The organism is Massilia sp. BGA-UO-ETr-WB1 (genome assembly GCF_059567845.1).
Window position 1 is genome coordinate 72,170 of sequence record NZ_JCAQOT010000021.1, and the last position, 13,596, is coordinate 85,765.

10 protein-coding genes are annotated in these 13,596 nt (G+C 66.0%); 8 read left to right on the forward strand and 2 right to left on the reverse strand.

Annotated features, from left to right (window positions below):
* The first annotated feature begins 12 nt into the window (after positions 1–12).
* Complete coding sequence (locus AC56DV_RS04985; RefSeq protein ID WP_496313202.1) at positions 13–222, forward strand: hypothetical protein; 210 nt, start codon at positions 13–15, stop codon at positions 220–222.
* Here the strand turns inward: AC56DV_RS04985 and AC56DV_RS04990 are convergent, their stop codons facing one another.
* Positions 223–3,402: a DUF4214 domain-containing protein gene (locus AC56DV_RS04990; protein ID WP_496313203.1), complete on the reverse strand. Its 3,180-nt coding sequence runs from the start codon at positions 3,400–3,402 to the stop codon at positions 223–225. It lies immediately after the preceding gene.
* Positions 3,403–3,812: 410 nt separating this feature from the next.
* A complete protein-coding gene (locus AC56DV_RS04995; protein ID WP_496313204.1) occupies positions 3,813–5,246 on the reverse strand; it encodes a FecR family protein in 1,434 nt (477 codons plus the stop codon).
* 297 nt (positions 5,247–5,543) lie between these two features.
* On the opposite strand from AC56DV_RS04995, the gene AC56DV_RS05000 reads away from it, so the two are divergent.
* From AC56DV_RS05000 to AC56DV_RS05030, 7 genes are all read left to right on the forward strand, one after another.
* Entirely contained in the window at positions 5,544–7,430 is a 1,887-nt protein-coding gene (locus AC56DV_RS05000; protein WP_496313205.1) for a CHASE2 domain-containing protein, read from the forward strand.
* Positions 7,427–8,629 (forward strand): tetratricopeptide repeat protein, encoded by a 1,203-nt coding sequence (locus AC56DV_RS05005; RefSeq protein WP_496313206.1) that lies wholly within the window; start codon positions 7,427–7,429, stop codon positions 8,627–8,629. The genes AC56DV_RS05000 and AC56DV_RS05005 overlap by 4 nt, the downstream gene beginning before the upstream one ends.
* Positions 8,630–8,835: 206 nt before the next feature.
* The gene (locus AC56DV_RS05010; protein WP_496313207.1) at positions 8,836–9,171 is read left to right on the forward strand and encodes a VanZ family protein; all 336 of its coding nucleotides are present in this window, start codon (positions 8,836–8,838) and stop codon (positions 9,169–9,171) included.
* A 9-nt stretch (positions 9,172–9,180) separates the two neighbouring features.
* The gene (locus AC56DV_RS05015; RefSeq protein WP_496313208.1) at positions 9,181–9,945 is read left to right on the forward strand and encodes a Crp/Fnr family transcriptional regulator; all 765 of its coding nucleotides are present in this window, start codon (positions 9,181–9,183) and stop codon (positions 9,943–9,945) included.
* Positions 9,946–10,069: 124 nt separating this feature from the next.
* Positions 10,070–10,870: an ABC transporter permease gene (locus AC56DV_RS05020; protein ID WP_496313209.1), complete on the forward strand. Its 801-nt coding sequence runs from the start codon at positions 10,070–10,072 to the stop codon at positions 10,868–10,870.
* Entirely contained in the window at positions 10,867–12,105 is a 1,239-nt protein-coding gene (locus AC56DV_RS05025; protein WP_496313210.1) for an ABC transporter ATP-binding protein, read from the forward strand. The genes AC56DV_RS05020 and AC56DV_RS05025 overlap by 4 nt, the downstream gene beginning before the upstream one ends.
* Entirely contained in the window at positions 12,102–13,592 is a 1,491-nt protein-coding gene (locus AC56DV_RS05030) for an FkbM family methyltransferase (RefSeq protein WP_496313211.1), read from the forward strand. The genes AC56DV_RS05025 and AC56DV_RS05030 overlap by 4 nt, the downstream gene beginning before the upstream one ends.
* Positions 13,593–13,596 lie beyond the last annotated feature (4 nt).

Genomic DNA, 13,596 nt, shown 5'->3' on the forward strand with positions numbered 1-13,596 from the left:
CAGTAGGGACGCATGAACAGCAAAAACGGCGCATCACGCCGGGCACATACATTATCGCTTAAAACGCTCATCAAATGTGATGTGCATCACAAATTTTTACCAATGGGAATCACATCCACCAAAAAAAACACCCTGCGGAATGAACCGCAGGGTGTTTATGCGAGTGTCCTTGGAAGAACACCCGCGCATCGCATTCCCTCCGGAAAGGAGGGAACTGAATGATTACAGCGAGAAGTTGCTGGTCAGCAGGGTGTCCAGATCCAGGTTGGCCGAGTTGGTGCCAACCAGAACAACGTCGGTTGCCGAGATGGTGCCGGTGGCGCCGTCCAGGGTGTCGTCAACGTACCAGACATTGAACACAGCGTTCGCGCCGGTAGCATCGCCGGTGATCAGGATGGTTTTGCCGCCAGCGGTCAGGCTGAATGCATCGCCAGCACCTTGGATCAGAGCAGCGATCTCGGTTGCGGTGTCGATGTTGGTGGTGATTGCATCCGAGTACAGCGCAATCTTGTTGGTCACATCAACGTCAGCAACGCTGGCCGAGCCGTAGGCGTTGATGCCGGTGCCGGCAGCAGCGTTCTGGTCGATCGACGCGGATGCGATGAAGGCCTTGAAGTTGAACTTGTCGCCAGCGCCGCCAGCCACGACGGTGATGGTGTCGGTACCGTTGTTTGCGCCGGTGTCAGCGAATACGTAGGTGTCCGAACCAGCGCCGCCGTCCAGGGTGTCGTTGCCTTTGCCGCCGGTGATGGTGTCTGCAGCGCCGCCGCCGGTGATGGTGTCAGCAACTTGCGAACCGATGATCTTGGTTGCGGTAGCGGAAGCGGTAACCGACAGCGCGCCTTTCGATGCCGAAGCGTCCACCGAGGTAACGGTGGTGCTCAGGGTACCCAAGGTGGTGGTGTCCAGGCCAGCCACTTTGATGGTGGTCAGCGAGGTACCCGACAGCGAGGTGAACACTGCGCCAGCTTCGTTCTCGGTGGTGTCGCCGTCATCCGAAGTGATGGTCAGGGTGGTGGTACCGGAGTCCAGGGTCAGGCTGCCGATGGTGTAGTTGCCGGTGAAGGCCACTTTCTGCTCGGTGCCGGTGTTGACGGTGGTAACCACGTTGCCCAGGCTGCTGCCGATGGTCAGGGTGGTGTCAGCCGACAGACGGTTCAGGGTGAAGTTGTCGGTTACATCGCCAGCAACGATCGTCAGGTCCGCCAGATCGGTTACGTTACGCAGGTCGGCAACCACGGTGTCGCCAGCAGCGGTGTTCGAGGTCAGGGTGACTTTCTCGAAACCGGTCAGGCCAACGATACCCAGATCCTGTGCGGAGCTAGCGGTTACTGCCAGGGTGTCAGCACCAGCGCCACCGGCGAAGGTGTTGCCTTGCTTCAGGTCACCAGCCAGCAGGCTGATCTGGTCTTTGCCGGTGCCGCCCAGGTAGGATTTCACCGAGCTGCCGAAGGTTACTGCGGTCAGGTCGCCGGTGTAAGCGGACGCGTCGATGGTCGCACCAGCTTTAGCGGTGATGGTGCCACCGATCAGGTTGGTGGCGCCGGTGATGTTGACTTTGGTAGCCGAAGTTGCGCTAACCGTAGCGATACGGTTGGCAGCGGTAGCAGCATCAGCAGCCAGCTTGGTCGAGTTGATGTTCAGCGTTTCGTAGTTGGTGGCAACGATAGCCGAGCCGGTCACTACGCCAGTGCTTTCCAGAACAACGTTCAGCACGTCAGCCGAGGTGTCGGTGCCGATAGCTGCGCTCAGGTCGGAACCGTCGCCACCGATGGTGAAGGTGGAGTTGGCAGCCACACCGGTCAGGACCACGTCAACTGCGTCGCCGGTCGAACGGATGTTGGTGAAGCCCAGCTTGTTGACCGACATGTCGGTACCACCAGCGGAGGCGGTGAAGTTCAGAACTTCGAAGCCGGAAACAACGCCGGACATGTCCGAAGCGTTCACGTTGCCGTCGATCGACAGGGTGTCGTTGCCGTCACCGCCCTTGATCGAATCGCCAGCATTGGTTGCGGTCGCAGCAGCGTAAGCAACGCCGGTTTTGATCACAACGGTGTCGTCGCCCGCGCCAGCGTCAACGGTGATTTCGTTGTCTGCTGAATTGGCGGCCACGTTGATGGTGTCGGCGCCGGTACCGCCTTTAACGGTGATATCGGTTACGTCCACGCCGCCAACTGCTGCGTCAGGAGTGGTAGCCTGGTTGGCGGTGATCACGTTCAGCTTGCCGGTGAAAGCGGAAGCATCGATCGAGGTCACAGCTTCTTCAACTGCGTCGATGATGGTCAGGTTCTGGTCGCCGGTGATCACCACGGTTTCCACTGCAGCGTCAACTTCCAGCTGGCCAACCGAGCTTGCAGCGCCGGTGGTTTTCAGGTTCAGGGTTGCAACTTTCGCGCCTTGAACTTCAACGTCCACACCGGTGCTGGTGTTCACGTTGTTCAGTTCCAGGGTGGCCGAAGTTGCGCTAGCGCCGAAGTCTACGACTTGTGCGCCGGTTACCAGGGCATTGTTGGCAAGGGCTACAACTACGCCTGCGCCAACGGTGGTGTCGGTTGCGCCAGCAGCAGCTTGCACGGTAACGCGCTGCAGACCGGTAGCGTTAACCAGGGAGATGGTTGCGCCAGCAGCCGAGTTGTCCAGGGTAACGTTTTCGATACCGCTCAGTTGTGGCACGCCGTCGGCGGTCGCGAAACCGTACACGGTCAGGGTGTCGGTGCCGGCGCCGCCGGTCAGGACGTCAGCCAGGCCGGTGGTGTTGGTGCCGGTGTTGTCAGCGATGAACTGGTCGTTGCCAGCGCCGCCAACCAGGGTGTCAACGCCTGCGGTCAGCAGCAGGGTTTTTGGTGCGTTTGCAACGGCGTCGTGCGCAGCAACGGCTGCGTCGGAAACAGCTTGCAGAGCAGCTTCGGTGGTGGCAGTTGCCAGGGTGGCTTCGTCGGTGATGCCAGCCAGCCAGGTCTTGGCAACAGCGTTTGCTGCGTCGCCGGAGTAGCCCAGGATTTCCGAAGCTTCGGTCAGGGAAGCGGTGAACTGTTCAGCAGCGCTTACTTTCGAGTTGATAGCGACCAGATCTTCGTTCTGGGCGCTGGTCGAGATGATGCGGGCAACGTTACCGATGTTCAGTTCGCCTTTGTCCAGCTTCAGTGCCCAGTAAACCAGACCAGCTGCTTCAGCGTGACGGCCGAACAGGTTCATGTAGATTGCGTCGACGATCTCAGCCGAAGTCTTGCTTGCGTACAGGTCGCGGTATTCGTCCGAGTTGCTGAATTCGTTAGCAACAGCGTCGGCGCCGTTAGGGGATGCGTTGGCGCGGTCCAGCCAGAATTGCAGGCCCAGCACGTCGGCTGGACGGTTGAAGTAAGCAACGTACAATGCTTGAATTTCGGTAGCGGTGGTAGCCATTAAAAACACTCCTAGAGATTGGTGAGCTGCTTGCTGAGATGCTTGCAGTACTACGGTTGCCATCATGGCAGAAGACATTTGCGATTTATGTGACGTACGTCACACGTCAAGGCATTTGTCAGTTTTTTTACACAAATAATTCGATAAAAAAGCCCGCGTTGCATTATCGGAGAACACTGTGGGGAAATCAATAGTTCCTAGTTTGCAAACTGGCATGTTAGCCAGCACTTGGATTAAGCAGCGCACAAATGGCGTGAAATTACAAAGTTGATGCTTCTATCATGACAGTTGCCATGCCGGGGCGTGTCGAGTCCGAATGAAACCCACACCCGGAATACTCGGCCGCCCAAAGAAAAAGCCGGGTGCCGCGCTTTCGCTGCGGCACCCGGCTTTACGCGGACGCACTGAAATTACTTGGTCCAATAAGTAATGCCATTGGCGGACTTGGTGGCATTCAGCCTGGATGAGAATATGTAGGCTGCATTGTTGTCCGGGCCCAGTGTACCGTTGACCGTCATATTCGTCGGCCGGAATACTTCGCCATTGCCGGTCAATTGGCCATTGCTGCCGACGTAGCCATCCGAACGCAGCTTATAAGTATCGCTGCCGGCGACAAAATCCAGCGAAGTGGCGAAAGTGCCTTTGCCGAAATCAACCTGCAATACACCGTTATGGACGCTGGCCGCGCTCTTGGTTTGAGTTGGCACGTCCAGCATAAAGGCTTCGCTGTTTTGCAGCGAAAAACCCATGGTGCCCTGCTGCGGCACCTGCCAGTCGGCGCCGGCTGTCAGGAAGATCGAATAATACGAGTTCTGCGCCATGCGCTTGGCCTTCTCGGCCGTAAGCTTGGCAGGATCGACATTGGCGGACTGGTTCATCACGGCAGCCCAGCGGCCCCAGACGATCTGCTTGGTCGGCACCACCACAGGATCGGGCGGCGGGACCACGGGTGGAGTGATCCCGCCAGTGTCAACTGGAACGTCCACCACCGGCGGCACCGGCGGCAGCACCGGCTGGGTCGGCGGGTTGGTCTCCGTCGACGGGCGCACCACGAAACTTTGCTGCTGCAGCGCGGCCGCAGCCTTCTGCGCGTCCAGGCTGGGCTCGCCCAGCCCCTGCACCGGCGCCGCAGTGCCGGCCTTGGCCGACGGCTCGTCCGGGCGCGGCGGGGCCACCTGGTCCGGCACCAGCGCGCCGCCGCTCAGCACGCGCGGCACGGCTTCGCCGCGCTTAACCTGCAGCACCTGGCCAACCTGGCCGGCGGCCAGTTCGCGGCTGGCGGCGTGCTCGCACGGACCGGTGCCGCCCGGGGCGCAGGCGCCGCCGAAGCCGCTGACCACGATGGCGCCCGACAGCACGGTGACGTTCGAGGTTTCCTGGTCGGTGTAGACGGTGAAATCAGTGCCGCGCACGCCGATGGCGGCCACCGGCGTATTGAAGCGGAAATTCTGGCGTGCCTGCTTGACGCCGCTGCCGGACACGGCGCGGGCCACGCCCGACAGCAATTCCAGCTTGACGCGGGTGTTAGCCGGGTTGGCCTTATCTATATAGTAGGACACGATGCGCGCGCGGCTGGCCGGGCGCAGGATCAGCAGGCCGTCGTCGATGGTTTTCAGGTAGACGTAGCCATCCTTGCCGGTGCTCAGTTCGTCGCCTTCCTGGATCGCGTCGCCCATGGCGGCCACGCCTTTGGTGCTGCGCACCTCGCCGCTGACGAAGACGATGCGGCCGGCTTCGCCGGCGTATGCCATGCCGCCGCCCACATAAAGCGCAAGCGCAGCCACGCCTGCAATGGCGCGCCGCAGGCCGCGCAGCGGCAGTGGGGATAATTTAACAGGCAACATGGGAATACTCCTTTTTTTCACATTTTCCGCCTTTCCTGCACATTTTCTGTGACAGCGATCACAGCCGCCTGCGGATTGCGCACGCGGCGTGGGCATCTTCTGGCGGAGTGTAGCCCACCGCCAACAACCCTTCCATGGCTGTTACCATTTCTCACGTATTCCAGCCACACCGTGCGACAGGGCAATATTTTCGATGCATTATCAGCAACAACCCTTACAGCTTCCCTCCTCTAGGCGTTATACTTGCCGGTTATTCCTTGCTCTGCGCGCCCTGCGGCGCGCCCCACTTTTTTTGCCATGAAGTTTTCGGTCCTGCAACGCATTCCCGCCGTGCCCGTTGCCGCCATCCGCGTCCTGATCGCGCTGGTGGCGGTGCTGCTGACCGCGTGGCCGCAGTGGCAGGCCGGCGGGCCGCATGCCCAGCTGGTGGACGAGTGGCTGCGCGACCAGCTGATCCGGGTGCAGGCTTCGGATGCGCCGGAAGAGCGCATGGCCGTGATCGACATCGATGAATCCAGCCTGGCCAAGGCCGGCCCGTGGCCGTGGCCGCGCGAGCGCCTGGCCACGCTGGTGGAACAATTGCTGGGCCACTACGGCGCGCGCGCGGTGGCGCTGGACCTGGTGCTGCCCGAGCGGGCCGACGCCGGCGGCGACCAGCGCCTGGCGGTGCTGGCCGAACACGGCCCGGTGGTGCTGCCGCAGGCCTTCGACTACAACGGCAACCTGCCGCTGCGGGTGGGCCAGCTCACCGGCGGCACGCCGGCGCCGCGCGGGGACGCGCTGGCCGCCAGCGGCTATGTGGCCAACCACGCCGGGCTGGCACGCGCGGCCCACATCGGCAATATCGGCTTCGTTCCCGACCAGGATGGCATGATACGGCGCCTGCCGATGCAGACCTGGTTCGAAGGCCGGCTGTTCCCCACCCTGTCGCTGGCCCTGCTGAGCTGCTGCGGGGGGAGCGCAAACGCGGCAGAACACGGCAGTGGCCCCACCGGCGGCATGGCCGGTGGCGGCGGCATGCGCCGCCTGCCCTACAGCCGCAGCTGGGAGGCCTACGCCGTGATCCCCGCCGCCGCCGTGCTGGACCTGGGCGCGCCGGCCGAGCTGATCCGCGACAAGCTGGTGCTGATCGGCTCGTCCTCGCTGGGCCTGTCCGACCGCGTGGCCACCCCCATCAGCGCCAACACCAGCGGCCTGCTGGTGCATGCGGCCGCCCTCACCGCCCAGCTCGACGCGCGGGCCGGCCTGGCGCCGGCGCCGTGGCCGGGACGCGCCATTGCACTGGTGTTCACAGGCGCACTGGCGCTGCTGACGGCCTGGACCCTGCCGCGCCTGTCGGCGCTGGCCAACGTGGCGCTGCTGTGCGCGGCCGGCCTGCTGTGGCTGGCGCTGGCCTATGTGGCCGTGCCGCACGACGCCGTGTTCTCTACCGTCGGCCCGCTGTGGAGCATCCTGTTCCTGCTGGCGGCCGGCGTGCCGTTCGCCTGGCAGCTGGCGCAGCGCCAGTCGCGCCGCCTGCTCGGCACGCTGCGCCAGTACGTGGCCGACGCGGTGGTCGACGAGCTGCTGCGCAGCGACCTGGCCGACCCGCTGGCGCCCAGCCTGTGCGAAGTGACCACGCTGATCGCCGACATGCAGGGCTATACGAATCATGTGGCCAACCTGCCGCTGGAGCAGGCCGCGCAGCTCACGCGCGACTTCCTCGACTGCCTGACCGGCCCGGTGCTGGCCGCGCGCGGCACGCTGGACAAGTACACCGGCGACGGCCTGGTGGCGTTCTGGGGCGCGCCGCTGGCGGTGCCGGACCACGCCGACCAGGCGCTGGAGGCGGCCGGCGCCATCATTGCCGCGCTGCGCCCGTTCAACGCGGCGCGCGCCGCGCACGGCCTGGCGCCGGTGCGGGTGCGCATCGGCATTGAAAGCGGGCACGCCATGGCCGGCGACTTCGGCTCGTCCTCGCGCAGCATCTACACCGCCGTGGGCGACAGCGTGAACGTCGCGTCGCGGCTGGAGACGGCGGCGCGCGACTACCCCTATGATGTGATAGTCGGCCCCGGAACGGCCGCGCTGGCGCGGCGCCAGCCGTTGCGCCGCATCGGCGAGACGCTGCTGCGCGGCCGCGACCGCCCCACCACGCTCTACACGCTGGCCGCCCTGGCGCCGGAAGAAGAAGGAATACTTTGAAAATACGTTTGTACGCCTTGCTGTGCGCCGTGCTGCTGGCCGGCTCCGCCCACGCGGCGGAAGCCGAGGACCTGTATCTGCGCGCGCTGCAGGCCATTTCGGACGGCCGCCAGAGCGAAGCCGGCCAGATCCTGGCCCAGATGACGGCGCAGGGCCCGCAGAACGCCGGCGAATGGCTGGACCTGGCCATGCTGCATTGCGCGCTGGGCAACAAGCGCGAGGCCGAGGCGCTATTCCGCGACGTCGAGTCGCGCTTCGACCCGGGCGCCGGCATCATGGAAATCATCGAGCAGCAGCGCAAGGGCGGCTGCCATGGGCCGAAAGCGCTCAGCCAGTGGGCGGTGGCGGTGGCGCGCGGCACCGACAGCAACGTCAACCAGGGCGCCAGCAGCCAATTCTACACGCCGGAAAACGGCACGCCGCTGGAACTGCTGCCCGAATACCGGCCGCGCAGCGACCAGTACACGGCCTTCACCGGCGACTACCTGCGCGAGCTGGGCCAGAACGGCGACGTCGGCTTCGTGCAGCTGCAGCTGCGCGGCCACGATTCGCTGTCCAGCTACAATACCGCCGCCTTGCTGGTGGGCGCCGAGCATCCGTGGCGCTGGGGCCGCTGGCGCCTGCGCGGCACGGCCACGCTGGGCGTGCTGACCCTGGGCGGGCGGCTGTACCAGGAGCAGGGCTTGCTGCAGGTGCGCGCCACGCCGCCGGTCAAGCTGCCGGCCGGGCTCGAGCTGAGCCTGCAGGCCGGGCTGGGCTACACCACCTACAAGACGCTCAGCGAATTCGACGGCGGCACCGCCGAGCTGCGCGGCGTGCTGTCCTACCGCGGCGAGCCGACCCAGGCGCAGTTCAGCGCCGGCTATGTGCACGACCACGCCAGCGGCAGCCGCCCGGGCGGCGACCGCGACGGCTGGTCGGCGCGGCTGGGCGTGCAGCGCCCGCTGATCGGCGCGCTCAAGGGCGAGCTCGAGCTCAACCGCAACCACTGGGCCGGCCAGCAGCCCTACTCGCCGGGCCTGATCGACACCGTGCGGCGCCAAGCCATTACGTCGGCGCGCGCCACGCTGGTGTACGCGCTCACGCGCGACCAGGCGCTGCACCTGGAATGGCGCGTGACCAACAACCGCGACAATGTATCTCTGTTCCAGTACCGCGCCCGCCAACTCCAGCTCAGCTGGCACATGTACGGGTGGTAGCCCGCCCGGGACATCGGCGGCGGCCGCCGGCACCAGCCCGGCCCGCCTTACAATTGCTACCTGAACATGGGCGGCGGCTACCGGAGCCAGTCCGGCCCGCCTTACAATTGCTTACCTGAACATCGGTGGCGGCTACCGGAGGTAGCCCGCATCACCTTACAATTGCTTACCTTGAAAGTTGTGTTTTTATGCCGTGGGACCTGATAATGTTCGCCGGCGCTGCCGCCGCAGTGCTGGGCGGCTGCCTGGTGCCGAATGAATGGCTGCCGCGCCTGCCCAACGACAAGCTGCTGCATTTCGCCGCCTACTTCGGCCTGGCCGGACTGGCCGCGCGGCTGGCCACCACGCCGGCGGCCTACGGCTGGACCCTGCTGGGCCTGCTGGTGGCCGGCTGGCTGATCGAATGCCTGCAGCAGCTGGTGCCGGGACGCGGCTTCAGCTGGCGCGACCAGGCCGCCAACGCGGCCGGCATCGCCTGCGCCGGCGCGCTGGTCTGGCTGTGGCGCGGCGCCGCCGCGCCGCTGGCCGCAACAGTTTTGTAGAATACGCCCATGACCAACCCGAACGATACGCCGGACGCGCCGGCCAACTCCGAAGCCACGGCGGCCGCAGCCCCGGCCGCCGACGCGGCCACCCAGAATGTGCAGGTGCACCTGCGCAAGATTCCGCTGCTGGCCGGCCTGAGCGACGAGGAGATGCAGAAAATCAAGGGCGACCTGCGCTTCCGGCAACACGCCAAGCGCGACATCGTGCTGCAAAAAGGCGGCGAGGGCGACGGCCTGCTGTTCCTGCTGTCCGGTTCCCTGCAAGTGATCGACGTGACCGAGGATGGCCGCGCCATCGGCCTGCGCATGCTGGCGCCGGGCGACTTTTTCGGCGAAATCGCCGTCATCAACGGCTCCAAGCGCACCGCCTCGGTGGTGGCGATGACGCCGGTGCTGGTGGCCTTCCTGCCGGCGCCGGCCGCGCTGCACCTGTTTTCGCACTCGCCGTCGGTGGCCAACCAGATGCTGCGCCACCTGGCCGCGAAAATCCAGCGCGACTCGGAATTCCGTTCCTTGCTCAGCATCAACAACACCACGCGCCGCATCTACACCTTCCTGGTGCAGATGAAAAAGACCGAGCCGGGGGGGCCGGACGTGGTGGAGAACCTGCCCACCCACCAGGATATTGCCAATATGATCAACACCAGCCGCGAAACCGTCACGCGGGCGCTGCTGACGCTGGTGCAGCAAGGCATTATTCAAAAGGAAACCCACCGCATCATCATCGTCAAGCCGCAGGCGCTGCAGAAACTGGTCGAGGGCACCCCGTAGCATTTTTGACCATAAAGTATAATCGCCGGTTTCGCGCGCCCCGGCAGTCCGGCGCCGCCCATTTTCTCTTTGTGAATCCATACATGACCGTTTTTTCCCCGCAACACGGCGCAGGAGCCCGCCCATGGTGATCCTGGGCCGCCTGCGCAACATCGCCAATTATCGCGGCTTCATCCTCGGCAGCGTCCAGCGCGAATTCCAGTCCAAGTACCGCAATTCCATCCTCGGCGCGGCCTGGACCGTGCTCAACCCGCTGGCCATGATCCTGGTCTACACGGTGGTGTTCGCCCAGGTGATGCGCTCGCGCCTGCCCGGCAGCGACTCCACCTTCGCCTACAGCATCTACCTGTGCGCCGGCGTGCTGACGTGGAACCTGTTCGCCGAGATCACCTCCAAGGCGCAGAGCGTGTTCATCGACAACGCCGGCCTGATCAAGAAGATCAACTTCCCGCGCCTGTGCCTGCCGGTCATCGTGGTGCTCAACGCCGGCCTCAATTTCGCCATCATCTTCGGCCTGTTCACGGTGTTCCTCGTCATTTCGGGCAATTTCCCCGGCTGGACCTACTTCGCCGTGTTCCCGGTGCTGGCGGTGCAGGTGCTGCTGGCCATCGGCCTGGGCATGGTGCTGGCGGTGCTGAACGTGTTCTTCCGCGACGTCGGCCAGTTCTTCTCGATCAGCCTGCAGTTCTGGTTCTGGTTCACGCCGGTGGTCTACCCGGTGGCGGCGTTGCCGGCCGAAGCGCGCGGCATGCTGGCGTGGAACCCGATGGCGCCGGTGATCATGGCCTATCAAGACATCCTGGTCGCGCACCGGCTGCCGCAGTGGGGCAGCCTGCTGCCGGCGCTGGCGCTGGCCTGCGTACTGTGCCTGCTGGGCATGCAACTGTTCCGCAAGCGCGCGGGAGAAATGGTGGACGAACTGTGAACGGCAGCATACGAGTCAGCAACCTGGGCAAGGCCTACAAACGTTATCCCAGCCACCGCGCCCGCCTGCTGGAATGGCTGTCGCCGTCCGGCAAGGCGCGCCACCAGACCATCTGGGTGCTGAAGGACATCACCTTCTCGGTGCGCCCCGGCCAGGCGCTGGGCATCATCGGCATCAACGGCGCCGGCAAGAGCACCCTGCTCAAGCTGATCACCGGCACCGCCGCCGCCAGCGTGGGCAGCGTGGAGATGCACGGCCGCGTGGCCGCCATGCTGGAACTGGGCATGGGCTTCCATCCCGATTTCACCGGGCGCCAGAACGCCTACATGGCCGGCCAGCTGATCGGCCTGACGGTCGACGAGATCACCACCCTGATGCCGGACATCGAGGCCTTCGCCGAAATCGGCGAATACATCGACCAGCCGGTGCGCGTGTATTCGAGCGGCATGCAGATGCGCCTGGCGTTCGCCGTGGCCACCGCGCGCCGCCCGGACGTGCTGATCGTGGACGAGGCGCTGTCGGTGGGCGACGCCTATTTCCAGCACAAGAGCTTCGAGCGCATCCGCGCCTTCCGCGCGCTGGGCACCACCTTGCTAATCGTGTCGCACGACAAGGGCGCGATCCAGTCGATCTGCGACCGCGCCATCCTGCTGGACGGCGGGCGCATCAGCAAGGAAGGCACGCCGGAAGAGATCATGGACCTGTACAACGCCATGCTGGCCGAGCGCGAAGGCGACAACGTGCGCCAGGAAACCACGGAAAACGGCAAGGTGCAGACCATTTCCGGCAGCGGCGAAGCGACCGTGGGCCGCATCGCCCTGCTCAACGAGCGCGGCGAGCCGGCCGAGGTGCACGGCACCGGCACCGAGGTGACGCTGCTGGTGCGGGTGGACGTGCACGCCGACATCCCGGACCTGACCCTGGGCTACCGCATCAAGGACCGCCTGGGCCAGAACATCTTCGGCACCAACACCTACCACAAGGGCCACCCTATACCGCCGGTGCGGCGCGGCCAGCAGCTCGAGTTCCGCTTCAGCTTCCCGCTCAACCTGGGGCCGGGCACCTATTCGGTGGCCACCGCGCTGCACAGCGCCGACAACCACCTGATCGACAACTACGAATGGCGCGACCTGGCGCTGGTGTTTGAAGTGATGAATTTGAAGCATACCTATTTTGAAGGCTGCAGCTGGCTCGATCCGCGCATCGAGATGGCCAGCCACGGAGCGCAGCCATGATACTGACCTCGTACGCCGACAATTTCGAAGACGCGCTGCTGTGGCGCGCGCTGGGCCGGGTGCGCGACGGCTTCTACATCGACGCCGGCGCGGCCGACCCGGAACGCGGCTCGCTGACCTGCGCGCTGTACGCCCAGGGCTGGCGCGGCATCAACATCGAACCGGCCCAGACCCTGCTGCGCCGCCTGCGCGTGGCGCGCCCGGCCGACACCTGCCTGGGCCTGGCGCTGGCCGGCGCCGCCAGCGCCGAGGCCGGCGTGCCGTTCTATGAAGTGCCCGGCAGCGGCCTGTCCACGCTGGACCCGGCGCGCGCCGCCGCGCTGCGCGCGGCCGGCCAGCCGGTGCTGCAGCGCGAGGTGGCGCTGAGCACGCTGAACGCTGTGTGCGAAGAACATGCGCCGGACGCCATCCACCTGCTGCACCTGGACCTGGGCAGCGCCGACGGCGAAGCCGAGGCCGAACTGCTGGCGGGCCTGGACCTGCAGCGCTGGCGCCCGTGGGTGATCGTGCTCAAGCGCGCCGATACGGCGCCGCTGGCGGCGCTGCCGGCGGCGCGCTACCAGCTGGCGCAGGCCGACGGCGTGAACCATTTCTACGTGGCCGATGAACAGGCCGGCGTGGACGGCCTGGCCGCCAGGCTGGCCCTGCCGGCGCAGCCGGCGGACGGCTTCGTGCTGTGCGAAGGCCATCCGCGCGCCTGGCCGCTGGAAGAGCTGCGCATGCGCCTGGCCGCCGCGCACGCGGCCACCGCCGCCGCCGACGCCGAACGCCTGCACCAGTCCGCGCTGGCGGCCAACGCCCGCGCCGACCTGGCCGGCGCGCGCCAGGCCGCCGCCGAGGCGCGCGCCGACACCAGCGCCGCCATTGCCGACGCCCGCCACACCATCGACGAGCTGCTGGTGCGCGTGCGCGACGCCGACGCCCGCGCCGAGCAAGCCACGCAGTGGGCTAACGCCCACGTGGCCGAATGGGAGCGCAAGGGCCGCCTGGCGGACCAGCTGGCCGCCGAACTGGCGCAGATGACCGCGCGCGCCGGCAGTGCCGAGGGCCAGCTGCCGGGCCTGAACGCGCGCGCCGTGCACGCCGAAACCACCTTGCAAGCCACCTACGCCAGCCTGTCGTGGCGCATCACGCGGCCGCTGCGCTGGAGCAAATTCCAGCTGCAGCGCAGCGCGCGCTACGCGCGCCGCCAGCCGGGCCGCGTGCGCGGCTTCGCCGTGCGCGCCGTGAAGGGCGTGCTGCGCCGGACCATGCGCTTCGTCACCGCGCGCCCCAAGCTGTCGTTCTTCCTGCGCCGCAACGCCGCGCGCCTGCCCTTCATGGTGCCGCTGCTGCGCTCGCTCAAGATGCGCCTGGAAGCGAGCCAGAACGCGGCCGCCGCCGTGGCCGCCGCGCCGGGCGCGCCGCCGCCCAGCGCGCCGAGCCAACTCCCCGATGCCGCGCGCCAGGTGCTGGACGACCTGCGCCGCCGCGCCACCCACTCCTGACCAG

Excerpts from the sequence above, each read along its gene's own strand:
- AC56DV_RS05000 (WP_496313205.1), top strand. The coding sequence starts at position 5,544 with ATGAAGTTTTCGGTCCTGCAACGCATTCCCGCCGTGCCCGTTGCCGCC.
- AC56DV_RS04990 (WP_496313203.1), bottom strand. The coding sequence starts at position 3,402 with ATGGCTACCACCGCTACCGAAATTCAAGCATTGTACGTTGCTTACTTC.
- AC56DV_RS04985 (WP_496313202.1), top strand. The coding sequence starts at position 13 with ATGAACAGCAAAAACGGCGCATCACGCCGGGCACATACATTATCGCTT.
- AC56DV_RS05030 (WP_496313211.1), top strand. The coding sequence starts at position 12,102 with ATGATACTGACCTCGTACGCCGACAATTTCGAAGACGCGCTGCTGTGG.
- AC56DV_RS04995 (WP_496313204.1), bottom strand. The coding sequence starts at position 5,246 with ATGTTGCCTGTTAAATTATCCCCACTGCCGCTGCGCGGCCTGCGGCGC.
- AC56DV_RS05015 (WP_496313208.1), top strand. The coding sequence starts at position 9,181 with ATGACCAACCCGAACGATACGCCGGACGCGCCGGCCAACTCCGAAGCC.
- AC56DV_RS05020 (WP_496313209.1), top strand. The coding sequence starts at position 10,070 with ATGGTGATCCTGGGCCGCCTGCGCAACATCGCCAATTATCGCGGCTTC.
- AC56DV_RS05010 (WP_496313207.1), top strand. The coding sequence starts at position 8,836 with ATGTTCGCCGGCGCTGCCGCCGCAGTGCTGGGCGGCTGCCTGGTGCCG.